The sequence below is a fragment of the Paenibacillus sp. J31R120 genome (assembly GCF_056269225.1).
Map to the genome: position 1 here is coordinate 44,463 of NZ_JBWDNN010000008.1, position 18,011 is coordinate 62,473.

16 protein-coding genes are annotated in these 18,011 nt (G+C 52.2%); 4 read left to right on the forward strand and 12 right to left on the reverse strand.

Annotated features, from left to right (window positions below):
• Nucleotides 1-103: 103 nt before the first annotated feature.
• Nucleotides 104-2,116 (forward strand): M1 family metallopeptidase, encoded by a 2,013-nt coding sequence (locus AC0YNW_RS23275; protein ID WP_387479528.1) that lies wholly within the window; start codon nucleotides 104-106, stop codon nucleotides 2,114-2,116.
• 49 nt (nucleotides 2,117-2,165) lie between these two features.
• Nucleotides 2,166-2,984: a hypothetical protein gene (locus AC0YNW_RS23280; RefSeq protein WP_475833963.1), complete on the forward strand. Its 819-nt coding sequence runs from the start codon at nucleotides 2,166-2,168 to the stop codon at nucleotides 2,982-2,984.
• Nucleotides 2,985-3,157: 173 nt separating this feature from the next.
• On the opposite strand, the gene AC0YNW_RS23285 is transcribed toward AC0YNW_RS23280, so the two are convergent.
• The 8 genes from AC0YNW_RS23285 to cls all read right to left on the reverse strand — a co-directional run bounded on the left by AC0YNW_RS23285 (nucleotide 3,158) and on the right by cls (nucleotide 12,138).
• Nucleotides 3,158-4,429, reverse strand: coding sequence for an MFS transporter (locus tag AC0YNW_RS23285; RefSeq protein WP_475833964.1), 1,272 nt, complete (start codon nucleotides 4,427-4,429; stop codon nucleotides 3,158-3,160).
• 139 nt (nucleotides 4,430-4,568) lie between these two features.
• Nucleotides 4,569-5,012, reverse strand: coding sequence for an Rrf2 family transcriptional regulator (locus AC0YNW_RS23290; RefSeq protein ID WP_475833965.1), 444 nt, complete (start codon nucleotides 5,010-5,012; stop codon nucleotides 4,569-4,571).
• A 200-nt stretch (nucleotides 5,013-5,212) separates the two neighbouring features.
• The gene (locus AC0YNW_RS23295; protein WP_475833966.1) at nucleotides 5,213-6,544 is read right to left on the reverse strand and encodes a sodium-dependent transporter; all 1,332 of its coding nucleotides are present in this window, start codon (nucleotides 6,542-6,544) and stop codon (nucleotides 5,213-5,215) included.
• 59 nt (nucleotides 6,545-6,603) lie between these two features.
• Entirely contained in the window at nucleotides 6,604-7,086 is a 483-nt protein-coding gene (locus AC0YNW_RS23300) for a CcdC family protein (protein ID WP_387479539.1), read from the reverse strand.
• Between the two features lie 416 nt (nucleotides 7,087-7,502).
• On the reverse strand, nucleotides 7,503-8,969 hold the full coding sequence (locus tag AC0YNW_RS23305; RefSeq protein WP_475833967.1) for a catalase: 1,467 nt from the start codon (nucleotides 8,967-8,969) through the stop codon (nucleotides 7,503-7,505).
• Between the two features lie 139 nt (nucleotides 8,970-9,108).
• Nucleotides 9,109-9,876, reverse strand: a complete 768-nt coding sequence (locus AC0YNW_RS23310) for a response regulator transcription factor (protein WP_475833968.1) — start codon at nucleotides 9,874-9,876, stop codon at nucleotides 9,109-9,111.
• Nucleotides 9,855-10,247, reverse strand: a complete 393-nt coding sequence (locus AC0YNW_RS23315; RefSeq protein ID WP_475833969.1) for a Fur family transcriptional regulator — start codon at nucleotides 10,245-10,247, stop codon at nucleotides 9,855-9,857. The genes AC0YNW_RS23310 and AC0YNW_RS23315 overlap by 22 nt, the downstream gene beginning before the upstream one ends.
• Before the next feature lie 442 nt (nucleotides 10,248-10,689).
• Entirely contained in the window at nucleotides 10,690-12,138 is a 1,449-nt protein-coding gene (gene cls, locus AC0YNW_RS23320) for a cardiolipin synthase (RefSeq protein ID WP_475834122.1), read from the reverse strand.
• A gap of 99 nt (nucleotides 12,139-12,237) precedes the next feature.
• Here cls and AC0YNW_RS23325 point away from each other — a divergent pair, with 99 nt between their 5' ends.
• On the forward strand, nucleotides 12,238-12,393 hold the full coding sequence (locus tag AC0YNW_RS23325; protein WP_387479548.1) for a DUF1540 domain-containing protein: 156 nt from the start codon (nucleotides 12,238-12,240) through the stop codon (nucleotides 12,391-12,393).
• A 122-nt stretch (nucleotides 12,394-12,515) separates the two neighbouring features.
• On the opposite strand, the gene AC0YNW_RS23330 is transcribed toward AC0YNW_RS23325, so the two are convergent.
• A complete protein-coding gene (locus AC0YNW_RS23330) occupies nucleotides 12,516-13,472 on the reverse strand; it encodes a M15 family metallopeptidase (RefSeq protein WP_475833970.1) in 957 nt (318 codons plus the stop codon).
• Between the two features lie 244 nt (nucleotides 13,473-13,716).
• Between AC0YNW_RS23330 and AC0YNW_RS23335 the strand changes: the two genes are divergently transcribed.
• Nucleotides 13,717-15,588 carry an LTA synthase family protein gene (locus AC0YNW_RS23335; RefSeq protein ID WP_475834123.1) on the forward strand — a complete coding sequence of 624 codons (1,872 nt, stop codon included), beginning with the start codon at nucleotides 13,717-13,719 and terminating at the stop codon, nucleotides 15,586-15,588.
• Between the two features lie 141 nt (nucleotides 15,589-15,729).
• Here AC0YNW_RS23335 and bcp read toward each other — a convergent pair whose 3' ends face one another.
• The 3 genes from bcp to AC0YNW_RS23350 are packed head-to-tail and all read right to left on the reverse strand — an operon-like array spanning nucleotide 15,730 to nucleotide 17,979.
• Entirely contained in the window at nucleotides 15,730-16,200 is a 471-nt protein-coding gene (gene bcp, locus AC0YNW_RS23340; RefSeq protein WP_475833971.1) for a thioredoxin-dependent thiol peroxidase, read from the reverse strand.
• Nucleotides 16,201-16,225: 25 nt separating this feature from the next.
• The gene (locus tag AC0YNW_RS23345) at nucleotides 16,226-16,918 is read right to left on the reverse strand and encodes a ring-cleaving dioxygenase (RefSeq protein WP_475833972.1); all 693 of its coding nucleotides are present in this window, start codon (nucleotides 16,916-16,918) and stop codon (nucleotides 16,226-16,228) included.
• Entirely contained in the window at nucleotides 16,915-17,979 is a 1,065-nt protein-coding gene (locus AC0YNW_RS23350) for an asparaginase (protein ID WP_475833973.1), read from the reverse strand. The genes AC0YNW_RS23345 and AC0YNW_RS23350 overlap by 4 nt, the downstream gene beginning before the upstream one ends.
• Nucleotides 17,980-18,011 lie beyond the last annotated feature (32 nt).

Below are 18,011 nucleotides of genomic sequence, written 5' to 3' on the forward strand. Positions count from 1 at the left end.
GCTTATCCCACCTTCCCATACAATAATTCCATTTTAGCTAATAATCTTGGAATTGCAAACATATACATGCTGTAGATGCTTGTCAACGGGAGGGAAACGTTCAATGACTCCACGCAATATCAAACGGATTTTATTCGGTTCGCTCGCAGTCGTCTTCCTCGTCACCTCGATGAAGTACGGCTTCGGAGAAGCATGGCTATCCCAATATACCTATGCGCTTGCCCCTGCCGCCGATGTCATGCAGCCTTCTCCTGCCCCAAATTCGGCCAAGCCGCAAGTTGTCCAGCAGCCGGACTCGGCCATGCCGCCGAAGCCGCAGCCGCTGAGCAAACGGGTAGTCGAGTACCACATTAACGTCTCGCTTCGCGACGACGGCCAACATCTGGACGGAGCGCAGGATGTCACCTGGACGAACCCTGGCAAAAAAACGGTGTCCGAGCTCTACTTCCACTTATACCCGAACGCCTTCCAATCTCCCAAGACGACGTTCATGACCGAATCTCATGGCATGCTGCGCAAGGATAAGGCGACACCGAACAGCAGAAGTCATATGAAGCTGCTGGAGCTGCAGACGCTTGAGGGCGAGAGCCTGCTTCCGCGCCTGCAATACACACAGCCTGATGATGGCAATCCAAGCGACTATACGCTTGCGAGACTGCGCCTGCCGGAGCCTGTGCCTCCCGGCAAGTCGGTTACGCTTCGCATGAGCTACGAGGTGAAGCTGCCCGAGGTATTCGCCAGAATGGGCTACTCCGGGGACTTCATCATGGCTGGCCAGTGGTTCCCGAAGCTGGCCGTATATGAAACCCAAGGCACGAGAGGACGCACCTCCGAAGGGTGGAACGTCCACCAGTATCACGGCAACTCGGAGTTTTACAGCGACTTCGGCATCTACAGCGTACGGATTCAAGTGCCAGAGACGTATACCGTCGCGGCTACAGGATTCCAGACCAAGCCGATTGTCCAGCAAGACGGCACCAAGCTATTTCAATTCTACGCGGAGGATGTGCATGACTTCGCTTGGGCCGCATCGCCGAATTTCATCTACGAGGAAGTCGCCTTCTCGGACAAGGGCATTCCGGGCGTGAGGATCAAGCTCTATCTTGATCCGGCACACGCAGAGCTGAAGGACCGTTACATGCATGCAGCCAAGTCTGCGCTAGCGAACTACTCCAGATGGTACGGCACCTATCCGTACAATACCCTGTCTGTTGTCGTGCCGCCGAAAGGAGCTGCCGGTGCTGGCGGCATGGAGTACCCGACGCTCGTTACCGCTTTTGCAGCCGAGAACAGCGATCCCGGCTACGAACTGGAGCGCACCGTCGTGCATGAGATCGGCCATCAATTCTGGTATGGCATGGTCGCCTCCAACGAATTCGAGGAAGCATGGCTGGATGAGGGCTTTACCTCCTATGCCGAGGACAAAGTGATGGAAGCAGCCTACGGCATTACGCCTAACCTGCGTCTTGAAGCAAGCTTTATGACCCATCCCGCTCCGCTCAGGCAGCCGTCTTGGGCTTATGGCAGCCATCTTCAATATGCCGAAAACGTGTACATGCGTGCCAAGCTGGTTCTGGTGGATATCGAGAACAAAGTCGGCGAGAAGATGATGAACCGTATCATGCGTACCTACTTCCAGAAGTACAAGTTCAAGCACCCGGCTACGGCAGACTTCCAGCGTGTCGTGGAGCAAGTGACGAAGGCTGATTGGACCGAGTATTTCAACCAATTTGTCTACAGCAACCGAATGGCCGACTTCTCTGTGGATGCCATCGAGGTCAAGCCGATTGAGCGCGAGGAAGGCCAACTGTATGAATCCACTGTGCTCATCAGGAAAAACGGCGGTACGACGGGACCGATCCCGATCCTGTTCAAGTTCACGGACGGATCGACTATCGTAAAGGAATGGGCGGGAGACGAGTCTCATATTCAATATACCGAAGTGACAATCGCGCCTCTGGAATGGGTCTCCGTCGACCCTGATCATACCAACGTGCTGGACAACAAGCTGATCAACAACTTTATGCTGGCCGAGCTTCCAGGAGAGACACGCACGAGATGGAACGTTGGCGTATCCAAGTTCATTCAAGGCGTATTGGGCGCGTTCGGCTGGTAGCAGCCCCCCTGCCCATCGGTACGTATTCGCTTTTCAAGGAGAGATTGAGATGAAACAAAACATGTTGCAAGGCTGGCGGCTGGCATTCCGGCATTTGAACCTGGTCATCCTGCTATTCCTATACCAGCTGCTATGGGGCTTCCTCGTCTACCGCACAATTGACGATACGGTATCTCCGCTGCTCAGGCGCTTTCCCGCCTCTGCCCCGACCGAGCAGGCCGTGCAGTCATTCCTTGCGGAGGCCCAGTTCCAGCTATTCAAGACCGACCTGATCACACCATATCTCTGGCTGCTTGGCGGATTGTTCCTAGCCCGTATGCTGCTGACGCCGCTTTTCAATGCCGGACTGTTATACTCCCTTCACCATCAGTACGATCGCGGAGAGGGAACGCGCATTCTAGAAGGCATCCGCAAGACGTGGAAGCCGATTATGCTGCTGTACTGGATTAGCTCCGCCCTCATGCTGGCTCCAGCATGGTGGTTTCTGCCGAAGTGGATTGACGCGTTGAGACATGGGCTTTCGCCGGCATTTCTGTCTGCTGTCATGCCGGGAGCCGCAGTATGGCTTCTCTGGATCGCACTCGTTCATCTGCTGTTCCTCTCCATGCAGTTCGGAGCGGTGTCCGGCGAAGGCGTGTTCCCTGCATTATGGCGTTCCGTAAGGCGCTTCCTTCCATATGCCGCAATCTCGCTGCTCATGTGGGGCATCGTTGCGCTGTTGGGTCTTGCGATTACAAGTATGTCGATGATCTGGGCAGGACTGTTCGCCCTCATCGTGCACCAAGGTTATCCCCTTGTCCAAACGCTGCTTCGGGTATGGACCATCGCTTCGCAGTACAATTGCTTGAAAGCCGATAACTCGCCTTGAACGAAAAGAAGCTGTTTCCCTTGTAGGCCGTATGCCTATTGGAAAGCAGCTTCTTTGATTCTGATGCGTTATGCGTTATGCGTTATGCGTTATGCGTTATGCGTTATGCGTTATGCGTTATGCGTTATGCGTTATGCGTTATGCGTTATGCGTTATGCGTTATGCGTTATGCGTTATGCCGCAATGGTTGCTTTCATCTGCCTGGTCTTGCGAATCCGGATTGACATGAGGGACGCAAACAAGCAGAGGAATCCGGCAATAACAAAAGGAACCGTATAGCTCCCCATTGCTTCCCGCACCACACCTGCTCCGTAGGCGGCAAGCGCCGCTCCAAGCTGATGGGCAACGAGAATCCAGCCGAATACCATCCCCGCCTTCTCCTTGCCGAATGCGTCGGACGCAAGCTTGGCCGTAGGCGGCACCGTTGCAATCCAGTCCAGACCATAGAAGACCGAGAAGATCAGCAGCTGCGTATAGCCCGTACCCAGCGCGTAGGGCAAGAAGATCAGCGACAGTCCTCTTAACCCGTAATACCAGAAGAGCAGCCAGCGGCTGTCGAAACGGTCGGTCAGCCATCCAGAGAGTGTCGTGCCGATCAGATCGAACAAGCCCATCAGTGACAGCAGTCCAGCAGCGATTACAATGGAGATACCAAAGTCACCGCAAGCGGGAATGAGATGCGTCCCGATCAGACCATTTGTGGAAAATCCGCATAAGAAGAAGGTTCCGGCCAGCAGCCAGAAGGTCCCGCTTTTTGCAGCTGTTCCGAGTGCCTTAATCGGTGTAGTGAACAAATTGCCGGTGAACGGAACCGGCTCCTCCACCTGATCCTCACCAAGCGCCGGTTTCCCAACATCGGAAGGGTGATTTTTCATGCCCAATACCACTAGCGGAACAAGCAGCAGCAAGGCGCCTGCAACCAGATAGATCGAGAAGCGCCAGCCCAGCGCATCCGTTGCTTGCGCAAGCAGCGGCAGGAACAACAGCTGTCCGGTCGCTGCGCTGGCTGTCAGCAAGCCGATGACCAGTCCCTTATGCTTGACGAACCAGCGATTCGCTACCGTCACGCCAAGCACATTGGCAAGCGACCCGGTACCTAGCCCTACAAGCACGCCCCATAACCCAATATAATGCCACACCTCTGTCATCATTGGGGTAATCAGAATACTTGCGACTAGCATGCCTATCGAAATGACCATGATTTTTTTGATGCCGAATCTTAACATGAAGGCAGCCGCGAACGGCCCCATTAAGCCATAAAGCAATATACGAATCGAAGCTGCCGCGGATACCGCTCCCCGGTCCCAACCAAACTCATCCTCCAGAGACAGCATAAGCACGCTCGGCAATGAATTGATTGCAGCCGATACGAGCAGCGTTAAAAAGACGATACCTACTACTATCCAGCCGTAATATAAACGCGTTGCGCTTTGACCTCTTCCCATCCCCATTTTCCATCCTATCTCTCTGTTTGAGATTGTTTTTGATTACTCAACAATGATTGCTTGATTGTTATTGTAACTGAATTAGTTACATTAATGGTCACAAAAAACTAACCTCCCGCCAAAACTACTATCCACAAAATTATCGCGTCTGCGCGTTCTCCATAATGTCTTGATAGACCGCCTCCAGCGAGGTTGCCGCAAGCTCATTGCGGAATGCCAGCTCAGCCCGGTCATAATACATTCTTAAGGTCGGTTTTATGCCTCTGCCCACCGGGCAATTATCGTTCGGCTCACTATGATGCAGCTCCTGAAGCGGCCCTCCGTTCACGGCATCGTATACATCCAGAAGCGTGATGTCTCCGGCCACCTTCGCCAGCTTCCATCCGCCATTGACGCTGCCTCGGCGAACCTGAACCAAACCCGCTTTGTTCAACGCAGACAAGATGCGTCTGATGAATACGGGATTTGTATTTACACTCCGCGCGATGACCTCGGATGAAATATAAGTATCCTTCCGGTCTTGCTCATACCGAATACGGGATAGAATATGCAGAGCAATCGTAGACTGACTATTGGTACTCATACTCTCCCTCCTTAATAGAACCATCATAGTTACATTTGAAGCGGCTGTCAATCAATATTAGAGGGATAGCTTGTCGATGATCCGATGCCTATCCACCACTGTCTTTCATCAAGTGCTGCGTCTGCCTTGCATCTCACGATTGGATGGACAATCCTGCGCCTCTGCGGTTAAGCAGCATCTTCACCCCTTCATGATCACCCTTAAATTTGGATCACGCCTGCATAATATAACAAAACCAGCAGGACCAGCACCGGGGCTACAAACCGCAGCATGAACAGCCAGATTCGGAACCATATCGGCGATAATCGTGCTTCCTCAGCCGCCCCTTTCCAGACATACCCGGCAAATATCGTAATAACCAGTCCACTAATGGGCAGTACCACATTGGAGCATATAAAGTCGACCCAATCGAACAAAGCTCTCCCGCCAAACGAAAGCCAAGGGCCCTCGCCCAGCGACAGCGCGGACGGAACGCCCGCAAGGAAGCAAAACAGTCCCACGATGGCGACAGAGACAGGACGGCTCCATCCGAAGGTCTCTCTTGCAAAAGCGACCGGAACTTCCAGCACGGATACCGCCGAGGTAATCGCTGCGAATGCTAGAAGGACAAAAAACAATCCGCCGAACACCGCGCCGAGCGGCATTGCGGAGAAAGCAGCGGGCAGCGCAATAAATACAAGACCCGCTCCCTGAGTCGGTTCAATGCCAAATACAAAGATGGTCGGGAAGATAATCAGCCCGGCCAACAACGCATACAAGACATTCCCTACACCTACTGCAAGGGTTGCCGTGCCGAGCGACTGTTTTTTTTGGACATAAGCGCCGTACGTAACCATCGTCCCCATTCCCAGCGACATCGAGAAAAAGGCTTGCCCAAGTGCTACTAGCGCCGACTCCGCCGTTAGCTTGCTGAAATCCGGCTTCAGGAAAAAGGATATCCCCTCTCCCGCTCCCTCCAGCGACAGCGCCTGAACGGCCAACAGCAGCAGCAAAACAACCAGCGACGGAATCAGCACTTTATTGAATCGTTCAATGCCCTCAGACACGCCGCGTATCAGGACCAATGCCGTCACCAGCATCACAACCAGCTGCCAGCCGATCGGCAGCCAGCTATTCATGAACCGCCCGAAGAGACCCGCATAATCTTGGGTGGAGAATAGCTCTCCTGTAAAGCTCAGCACCGCATAATGGAGCGTCCATCCCGCCACGATGCCGTAGAAGGACATGATGAAGAAGGAGCCTGCCACGGATAAAAAGCCGAGCGCCCCCCAAGCCTTTCTGCCGCTTAGCTTGCTTAGGGAGGATGAGGCATTCCCGCGTCCGCCCCGGCCTACCGCGAGCTCGGCGAGCAGAATAGGCAAACCCACAAGCAACAGACAAACCATAAACAGCAGGAAAAACGCAGCTCCTCCGTATTGGCCCGTTACATAAGGAAACTTCCACATGTTGCCCAGTCCTACCGCACTGCCCACAGCCGACATAATAAAGCCTGTTGAGGAAAACCGGTCGGCACGCTGTTCGTTTTGAGCCATAAAAAAATACCACCCATCGCCAAAAGTTTCGGTAATGGGTAGTATGACCAACTTGACGCTTAAGCCTCCAATTTTCGCAGGCGCAAATAATCGCCCACCATAGCCAGCCTCCACGGTACAATCATGCCGAACGCAAGCAGGTAGAAGATCGCCCCGGTCTGCGGGATCGACATATACTGCTCCACGACGCTATGCAGCATAAGCCGGGTCAGGAAGAGGACCAGCATAATAGCAATGAATGCTTTGGAGCGGCGAACGAAGATGTCGGAGTCCACTTTTTCCATGCTGGTGGTCACGATGAGCGGGAAAGAAAAGATCAACAGTCCCGTTCCGAATGCGGACAATCCCCACAGCCACGGAATATGGGTAACGGGTACTGCGAACATGATGAATCCCGTCGCCATACCGAGAGGCGGGATGACGATCTTCTTCAGCGTCGTCGGCCGTTTGCCCGCGCGCATGCGTATAATAATCAGGCTCAGCCCCGCCAGCACCGAAAACACGATCGCACCCGTCTGTACGATTGGATTGGACCACAGCATCCTCTGCAACCTCCATTGCTTTTATGTAAAAAAGTTTGGTTTGTTCGTAATAGTCTTTCCTGCCCGTTGGAGATGATTGCCTTTAACTGGGCGCGGTAGCCACTCTAAGCCGAATTTATCGGCTTGCAGCTCTCCTACACGGCTCGTGCGGCTCCTCTAAGCCGAATTTATCGGCTTACAGCTCTCCTTCACGAGCCCAACGACCCCTTTAAGCCGAGTTTTTCGGCTTGCAGCACCTCTGCTACAGCTTGGCTCATGCCAATTTATTCCGATTAACTTACCTATCTATTAGTTTAACCTCCAGCCCCGCTCGTAAGCAAATACGATGTTCTTACCCTGTGGTAACACAAAGCAGCGGCTTCTGCACGAGTTATCGCACAAAAGCCGCTGCCAAAATGAACATATAAATAGCTAAGTTACGCCTGAACATGCCCCTGCGGGATAAACTTGCTAATATCTACGCCAAGCTCCCCGGACAGCTTCATCCCGAGCGTCCGGTCGGCGCGGAAGAAGTTGCAGATTGCGCGCAAGCGGATATCATCGTTGGTGGCCTGCAAATCATTGACCAGATTGGACACGAGATTACGCTGCTGCTCCTCAGGCAAACCTCGGTAACGCTCACCTGCCTGTGTAAAGTCATCCGTCTTGTCGATTTTCTGACGTCCGGCATCGCCTTGGAGCGGGATATGCGAATCCTGGTATGCCGCATCCTCCTTCGGACTGCCAGAATCGCTATTCGGCTCGTAATTGACCGGGGACGGATCAGCCTTCATCGTCATTGCTCCGTCGCGTTGGTAGTTGCGTACCGGCGCATACGGGCAATTGACCGGAATGTTCAAATAATTGGCTCCAAGCCGATAACGCTGCGTATCCGGATACGAGAACAGTCTTCCCTGCAGCAGCTTATCCTCCGATGGCTCAATGCCCGGCACCAGCACGCTAGGGGCAAATGCCGATTGCTCGACTTCCGAGAAATAATTGACCGGATTGCGGTTCAGCGTCATCGTGCCTACCTTGTGCAGAGGATACATATCCTCCGGCCATATTTTAGTTGGGTCCAACGGATCGAACGCGTAACGGTCGACATGCTCGATCGGCATTAGCTGCACATGCAGCTCCCATTCCGGATAATTGCCCAGCTCGATCGCTTCATACAAATCACGAGTGGCATGATTGAAGTCCTTTGCTTGCGTCTCCGCCGCTTCCTTCGCGGTAAAGTTGCGTACGCCCTGCAGCGTCTTCCATGTGTATTTGACATACGTTTGCTTGCCTGCCGCGTTGATCCACTTGTACGCATGAACGCCGAAGCCATCCATCTCTCGATAGGTAGCTGGTGTTCCGTCATCGGAAAACAGCCAGGTCAGCATATGTGTCGATTCGGGAGAGAGTGTCATGAAATCCCAGTAACGCGCCGGTTCCTGAATATTTGTGTTCGGAGCGGGCTTCAGGGAATGCACCATATCCGGGAATTTGAGCGCATCGCGGATAAAGAAGATCGGCAGATGATTCCCCACCAGGTCATAGTTGCCTTCCTGCGTGTAGAACTTCACGGCGAAGCCGCGCGGGTCACGCGCCGTCTCGGGAGAGCCGGTACCATGGATAACGGTCGAGAATCTGACAAATACCGGCGTCTCGGTACCTGGGGCCCCCAGGAAGTGAGCCTTCGTATGCTCCTCCATACTGTTCTCCAGCCGGAACACACCATGGGCTCCGGCACCGCGCGCATGCACGACGCGCTCCGGAATGCGCTCGCGGTCGAAATGCGCGATTTTCTCTAGCAAATGGTAATCCTCCAGCAAGGTCGGCCCTCGCTGTCCTGCCGTTCTCGAATTCTGATTATCACCTACCGGCGCGCCTTGATTGGTTGTCAAACGATTGTCCATTATATCCACCTCATTAGTTGTATATTTAGACTTGATCTAAATCTTTAAACTAATTGTAACTTGCAGGTGTCCGGCTGTCATGAAATCATGATGAACGGTGTATGAACATTAGATGAATACATACGAGCGTACGAGGAGGCTAGTGTATAACGTCATCCGCAAGCCTGTAGCCAGCTCCGCGGACCGTGACGATATAGTGAGGCGATACCGCGCTATCCTTCAGCTTCTTGCGCAGTGTCTTGATATGCACATCGACCACGTTGCTGCCGCCGTAGAATTGCGAGCCCCAGACGTCGTCCAGCAGCATTTCTCTCGTCAGCACGGAACCGTCCGAATTCACAAAATACAGCAGCAAGTCGTATTCGGTCTTGGTCAGCTCCACCCGTACGCCTGCCCGTTCTACCTTCATCTTCCGCAGATCGATGCGGATATCCTTGAAGACGCGCACATCTTCCAGACTGCCGGCTGCCTGGGCTGGACGATTCTCCAACATGCGGTGAATGCGATTCAGCGCTTCTTCGGGCTGCGCAGGCCACTGAAGCAATTCTGCGCCTTGGAGCGACCGGTCTTTATGCTCCTCGAACGAAGGAGCGTCGAGCAGCACAAGCACGGGAACGTTATAGTCCCTCGCATCGGCCAGGAGCTCAGCTCCGCCTTCCAGCGTATGGCCTACGGACGGCAGCGGCAATGGCAATGCATCATAGACAAGCAGCTCCGGCTGCAGCGCTGGCAGCATACCCTTATTAAATTCATGCAGGGAGAATACGTCGAAGCATTCTGTCGACAAGGCCACCAGCAGGCTGCGCACGCGATCCGGCAGCGGACTGATGATCATAACTCTCTGCGTCAAAGAACAGAGGACACCCGTCTGCGGAGATGGGTCCGTCACGAAGTTTTGCTCGCGCATGTCTCGCACACCCCCTCCAGAACGACGTGGGCGTGCTCGATGCGGTAATGAGTTTCCTTCGCTACGCTTGCCATCCAATCTGCAGGCATATCGACCAATACCTCGTCCACTCGCCCGCACTTCACGCACATGATATGCTGGTGATCTTCCATTCTTGCGTCGTATCGGCTTACCGCCTCCCCTAGCTTCAGCTCACGAATCAGCCCGACATCTGTTAAGTAGCGAAGAGAATTGTAGACTGTGCCATAAGCAAAGTTATGGCCGTTGCTGCGTAATCTCTCAATCACATCCGCTGCTGTCGGATGGTCGAACGCCTGCTGCACAACTTCGTACACGGCTTTCCTCTGTATAGTTAAGTTTATTTTGTTCATGACTTCTTCATGCCGCCTTCGTCAAATGATTTTAGACTAAGTATAAATTCATTTTCAGACACCGTCAACCTTCCCTGCTTCTTAACACCATCGTAACGTTTTTGACACAAATAAGAGTAGTCTGAATATTTACAAAATTAAAATAATAAGCTATAATAGAGTCATAACAAACGAGAGGGGATAGTCCATTGAAGTAGGTTAGCGAAGCGTGTTCCACTAACGCGGGAAGGAGTTGGCCGTATACAGGAGCATGCGGGGACTCGGTGCAGTTGGATAATCGGAAGTGGATGATACATTCGAAAGGATCATGCAATACCTAATTCAAGAGGCTGTGCAAGCAGTAGAATGGAGCGTTTGAAGAAATTGAATAGTTGTTTCTCAGAAACATGAAGGGATTTCGGTTATCATCGATAAGCGAAATCCCTTTTTATGTGTTGCAGGACTATAGTATGGGGCTAAGCAGCCGAGAAATCGACTCCTTGAACCGGTTGAACAGCGGTCGTTGGTCGTAATCCTCTTGGGTCAGCGTTCGGGAGTGAAGCACATCCTCCTCGAAGATATTAATTAACCGCGTAGCTGTCTCATAATCATAAATGAACGCATTCATTTCGAAATTAAGCTTGAAGCTGCGAATATCCAGATTGGCCGTTCCGACGGAAGCGATCTTGCCGTCCACCACTAGCGTTTTCGCGTGAAGAAAACCCTTCTCGTACAAATAAACATGCACCCCGCTCTTCAGCAGCTCGCCCAAATAGGAATGCGTAGCCCAATAGACGAAGAAATGATCCGGCTTGCTCGGAAGCATGATGCATACTTTGACGCCGGACAGCGCCGCGATGCGCAGAGCCGTCATCAGACTCTCATCCGGCACAAAATACGGCGTCTGCAGCCTGATCGTTTCTTTGGCGGAATAAATCATCTTAATATAGGCGTTCTTGATCTCCTGATACTCCGTATCCGGTCCGCTCGCCACCAGTTGCATGCCGATCTTCCCGCCCACAAAAGGAACAACGGGGAAATACGCCTCGCTCAAATTAATACGCCCGGAGGATGCGAGATTCCAGTCCATCAGGAATTGCGCCTGCATCTGCAGGACAGCGCCGCCCGTCACCTTCAAATGCGTATCCCGCCATTCTCCAAAATGCTTATTAAGGCCCAAATATTCGTCTCCGATATTAAAGCCGCCTATGTAGCCAGCCTTGCCGTCGATAATGGCAAGCTTCCTATGATTGCGGTAGTTGATCTTCAGATTCAGGTAAGGAATGCGCGATGGGAAAAAGGCTGCCTCCATCCCACCTGCTTCGCGAAGCTCCCCGAAAAACCGCCGCGGCAAATTCGAGCTGCCGATATGATCGTACAAGAATCGGACTTCAACGCCTTGCGCCGCCTTCTTCGTCAGTGCCCCGACCAGCTTCCTGCCAAGCGCATCATCGCGAACGATATAGTAGACCAGATGGATATGATGCTGCGCTGCGTCAATATCTGCGATCAACGCATCGAACTTCTGATTGCCCTCGGTGAAGATCTCGATGGAATTATTGCTGGTATACAGAGCGTAGCTCGTAATCAGGTTCATGTAGATCATATCCTGGTATTCCGACAGTTCACTATCCGCCTTGAGCAGCCGGTGCTCCAGCAGATCAACCCTCTGCTTCTCCAGCGTATCTTCCAATATTCTTTGATTATCCCCTAGCAGCTTGTTAAGCTGCCGCTTCCGAACCTTCTGTCCCAGCACCAGATACATAATAAATCCAAGCACCGGAATAAAAAACAAGACCATTAGCCAAGCCCAAGTCGAGCTGGCATTGCGCCGTTCCAAAAAAATAACCGTAATCGCCAGAAAAATATTGAGCAGCATAATGATCAAATAAATATTTTGGAGCATGGTGATATGCACGCTCGGCACCTCCGTGTCGCCACAAATCCGATTTGTACTAAGTATAAAAGAGGGTTGCCCTTGACCATCCTATTCATAGGAGGTGAATAGACATTGGCAAAGGACGTATTATGTGAAGTGAACTCATGCAAGTTTTGGGCGGCAGGAAACAATTGCGGTGCGAGCAGTATCTATGTGGTCAGCAATCGCGGCAAGCAGGCAAGCCATTCCGAAGAAACCGACTGCAAGACATTTGAATCAAAGATTTAAAGAACCGCCTCATTGGCGCAGCCTGGGGACTAGCGTCCATTCATGCATGCTGCTGGCTATTCGCTTATCTCCAGCCGCTGCGCCGTTTCTCTATTGTGCGTCTGCCTTCAACTTATCATTCTCTACTTCGTTCCGCTAACTGGAACGGCATCGTAGTGTTCCTCCAGCGTCGAACCGTCTGCCGTAATCTCGAGGGCAAGGTCCACGCCTACATATCGCAAATGCCAAGGCTCATACTGGTAACCCGTTATATCCTGCTTTCCTTCCGGGTAGCGAATAATGAACCCATAGTCCGCCGCATGCTTCTTCAGCCAATCCGCTTCCTTCGTATCGCCGAAGCAATCAGCCGCTGCACACTTGCCGTCGCTGCTTGTGACGTCTACCGCCAGCCCTGTTTCATGCTCGCTCGTTCCGGGTAATGCGCTGTATGTTCTGGCTTTCTCATAGCCATCGCGCTTCACATAGCGGTCGAACAAAGCCTTCTGCGTCTTGTGAGAGCGGTATGCCGACACGCCGGCCAGATAGATATTATCCTTCTCGGCGCCCGCGAACAGATTCTCCAGCGCCTCCGCCGCTTCCTTACGCATCATCCGTTTCTCGATCTTTTCTTTGAAAATAAACCGAACATCCGGGTAGACCAGATCGCCCGGCACGTAATCGTCCGGCAGCATATTGAACGGATTCACAAGCGCTGCCACGCTCTCCGGCTTGCCGATTACCGCAATGGCACCGTCTTCGCCTTTGGAGATACCGGCTTGTCCGCCATTAGCCGAACCCGGCTTATCCGTAACAGGAGGTGCTGTCGCCTCTCCGCCTGATGGCTTGTCCGTTGCAGGAAGCGTTGTCGCATCGCCACCGCTTGGCTTGTCCGTCGCAGGAGTCTCTGTCGCCTCTCCGCCCGTTTCTTGTGGAGTCTGCCCGGATACTTCCCCTTCACTCTCGCCAGAGCCGTCATCCGCTCCTTCGGCCAGCTTCGGCGGCGTCTCCGTGACCGCTTCCTTCTTCTCCAAGACGGCATATGCGCCAAGCACAACGACGACCGCGAGTGCGACCAACATCAAAAACTTCCCTCTGCCCATTCTGGTTCCTCCTGTTCGTAACATGGCATATCCTATCTATTGACGTTTGCAGACATCAGGATGATGCGACTAACGTTTGTTAATTTTCGACATTCCTGTTAAGGGCCCTTTTGCCTTTTGACAATTGCCTCCCAGAAGGAGCATAATGATAGTGGATTTACAATACGATTATAATTATAGAAAAAAAGCGCTGGCGGCTGGCTCGGAGAGAAAGCCGGTTTTTGCTGTGAAAGGTAGGGTCAAAGTGTCAATCATAACATCAAAGCGGCTATTGAGCACTCGTCCCATTTTGTTTTTTTCGCTCATTATGCTTCTCAAAAGCTACTTGGCTTGGATGGTTATTTTCGAAGGCGGTCCGTCCTGGACGACTATGCTCAAGGAAATTCCGTTCGTACTTATCGTGTATTGCCTCATTGAGTGGTTCGCCAGCAAGAGGAAGCTTCTCTATTATCTCATAGCGAACCTGACCATGACATCTATTCTATTTGCAGTCATCATGTATTACAAGTATTACGGCGTAATTGTCACCTATTTCGCACTTGCGCAGGTGAACCAGGTTACCGCAGTCAAAAACAGCGTGTTTTCACTCATGGACCCTTATTTCCTGTTCATCTACACGGATGTCGTGATTCTGATGTTCCTGATGTTCCGCAAGAATAAGGCGATAGAGTGGAAAAACTCGTTCAAGCGCAAAGAGAATACCAGATTCGTCGTCGGCTTGCTGACGGTATCGCTGGTTATCTGTCTGTTCAACGTACTGCCGAACCGTGCCAGCATGAATGAGATCGTCAAAGCAGAACAAATGGGTATTCTTAATTATGAGGCGTATACCATTTTCTCCAACAAAGATATCGACTATGTCGATTCGGACCAAATCTCGCAAGATAAGATTAACTCCGTCAAGAAGACTCAGCCTCCAGCCGAACCGGTGCTGCACGCAACGGCTAACGGCAAGAACCTGATTATCTTGCAGATGGAGTCCATGCAGAATTTCCTGGTCGGACTAAACATTGAAGGTCAAGAAATCATGCCAAATCTGAACAAGCTCGTGAAGGAGAACAGCTACTTCAAGCACTTCTACCAGCAGGTTGGACAAGGCAATACATCCGATGCCGAATTCGTTATTAATACATCGCTGTACATTCCGCCTCGCGGCGCTGCGACTCAGATGTATGCAGGCAAAGAGCTGCCTAGCTTGCCGAAGCTCCTGAAGGGACACGGCTATGATACGGCGACCTTCCATACGAACGTCGTGGAATTCTGGAATCGCGGGGAGTTGTATAAGGCGATCGGCTTCGACCGTTATTACGATGCTGAGTTTTTCGGTACGGAAGATACTGTATTTTTCGGCGCTTCCGACGACATGTTATATAAGAAAACGATAGATGAGCTGGCGCGTATGGATCAGAATGACAACCCATTCTATGCTCAAGTCATCTCCATGACGGCGCATCATCCGTATACCATTCCAGATGACAAGAGACTCATTACGCTGCCGGAACGCTTCAACAACACGCTTGTTGGCGATTATATTGTCGCGCAGAACTATGCCGACCACGCACTGGGGATATTCATTGAAGACCTCAAGGCGCGCGGCATCTGGGACAACAGCTTGATTGTGCTGTACGGCGATCATCTGGGCCTGCCTATCTATTCTTTGGATCGTCATGAGAAGGATCTGATGGCGGAAATTTACTCGCGTGAATACACGTACACGGATATGATCAATATTCCGCTCGTTATCGTGAATCCGGACAAAACCGTGCAGCCAGCCGAGTACGAGCAGCTCGGCGGACAAGTCGACGTGCTGCCGACTGTAGCTAATTTGCTGGGCATGTCATTGAACGACCAGGTTCATTTTGGCCAAGACTTGTTCAATCAGACTTATAACATCCTGCCTCAACGCTATTACTTGCCGAGCGGCTCGTTCCTGAGCAGCCAAGAGCTGTTCATGTCGGGCAGCGGCTTCGAGGACGGCAAGCATTATCCGCTCGCTGGCGACGGCAACGACGAGAACAAGGCAACCGAAGACGAATTCGAACGCGCGCTAGAATTGCTGAATTTGTCCGACAGCTATGTGAATCATTTGCCGAATTGGAAGAAAGATCAGAAATAAAAAAAGGTCCTCCCTTCAAGACTGCTTGATGCAGCTTGAGACGGGAGGACCTTTTTTTATCGATAGCGGTATCGGCTAGAATATGCTCTTCCTTATCGCTGGATAATACCAGCTGCTACACGTTTGCTCACCGCCAGGCCTTTAAGACTTCACCGCTTCGAGCACTTCAGCCGCATGCCCTTCTACGCTGACGCTGCGCCATTCGCGCACCAACGTACCCTCTTCGTCGAGGATAAAGGTTGCGCGCTCTACGCCAAGGAACGTCTTGCCGCCCCAGCTAAGCTCCTTCCACACGCCGAACAGCTCCGACACCTTATGATCGGTATCCGACAGAAGCAGGAAAGGCAGCTTGTATTCATTGACGAACTGCTCGTGGGAAGTCAGATCATCCGGACTAATGCCGACGACTTCCGCATTATTTGCCGCGAATTCACCATTGAAATCACGGAAGTCGCAGGACTCAGCCGTACATCCCGGTGTCATATCCTTCGGATAGAAGTAAATAACCAGCTTCTTGCCCTTGTAGTCGCTAAGCGATACGTCTTTACCATTCGAGGCGTGCAGAGTGAAATCCGGCACCGTCTCTCCAACCTTTACTGTTACATTGCTCATCTTGCTTCTCCTCCTCTGAAATACTTTATTCCCATCGCGATTCTCTGCGTATGACCAGTCCCGACTCGCCTTCCTCCAGCGTCAGCGGGCCGATCCCCTTCACGTTAACCTGGAATGAAAAGCATGCCGCTGTCAAATTCGTGAAGTGCCATCTGCGTCCCGGCTTCACGACAATGAAGATGCCTTCCTCATCGCCGACCGGATTGAAGACCGGGTCCCGCCTCTTATAGGTAGGGATGCCGAGCGCCTCCAGCTCATCTACAGCTCGCGGCACATCCTTCGTCGGCAGCCCCATCTCGCTGATGCCAAGTAAATCCTGCTTCGGATCGAACGTCCGGTCCACCGCATTGTCCATCGTATGGCGCGCAATCAGCTCAAGAATGTTGCCTGCCGGATCGAGAAAATATACGGAATGGGAGTTCCACAGCTCGCTGTGGGAGATATCCGATCCATCCTCTGTGCCAAGCTCAATTCGGCTCTCCAACCATTGCTTCGCCTCATCCAGCTTGTTCTCCGGAATATTAATCGCAAAGTGGTAATAAGGCGTCTGTGCAGCGTCTTCTGGCTGATGTAGAAAGGTCAGGCTCGAGTACCCTGTTTGTACCGTAAAGCGGTTCTCCGCAGAATCGATGACCGGCAACTCCAATACATCCCGATAGAATGGCAGCAGCTCCTCCGGACGCTTCCTCGTGAGCAACGTGACCGACTCCATAATCATGACAGCACCTCAAGCTTCTCATAGTAAATCGACTCGCTGCGAATGAACTCATCACGAGCTTCATTCTCTGCAATCATGCCGTATGCCAGCATCAGCTTGGTCAACGCGGCTTCTATGGATATATTTTCAATGAACCGGGCTCCGGCGTCAATCAGCCGATGTGAGGAATCGTACAACGCATCGGTTGCGTTTTTGATGGGGCATAAGTAGCAATCGATCCCGAGCTCTCTATTCTTCTCGATAAAAGTGGTTAACGAATACGGTCCGGACTCCAGCGCGTTCGCGGTGCCGGAATGATGCAGGTCATGCAGAATGACTTTAGGCTTTTTCTTGCTGAAGTCGTACAACTCATAATTCAAGCCCGGATACGGCTTTATGTATAACACGGCATCCTCAAGCTTCAGTATCGACGGCTCCCACGACAGCGTGCTGGCACGCGGCGCTAAGCTGTCCGGATCGGGATTGCGCAGGTCCTCCACCAGCTGGAAGGTTCTGTCGCTGCCCATCTTCCCGTAGACGAGCTCATATGGACTGAGGAATTGATCCGTAAAAGACTCATTCTGAAATATTCTTGTACCCAAGTACACAAGCGGCTCGCTTTTATTGTTTTCGTAGACGACGAAGATGCCGGGAAGCCCCGCATTCACAATAAAATCAATGGAGCTCGACAGATTACGCAGGCCGTTGCTTCTCTCGTCCGCGATCGGATAGTTGCTTGCCGTCAGGACGAGCGGAATCGGAATGTCTGCGAACAGATAACTCATCATCGCTGCCGTATAGGCCAGTGTGTCTGATCCGTGTGTAACAATCAGGCCTTCGTATAGGCTCCAATCGACCTCCCGGATGGCCGCTGCCAGTACAGCCCAGTCATGAGGGGTTAAGTTCTCGCTGAGCAGATTCAGCGGCTGGATCGTATCCAGCTGTACATCATTTCGATAGAAGGGCTGCTTGCGATACTCCTCCAACAGCGTATATGAGCCGCTGTCGCTAACGTTGATCGCCAGTCCCTCCGCCTTGCTTCCAATGGTGCCTCCCGTGAAAATTACCAAAAGCCGCTTCATAAGCAGCCTCCCTCCACTCATATCATGCTGTC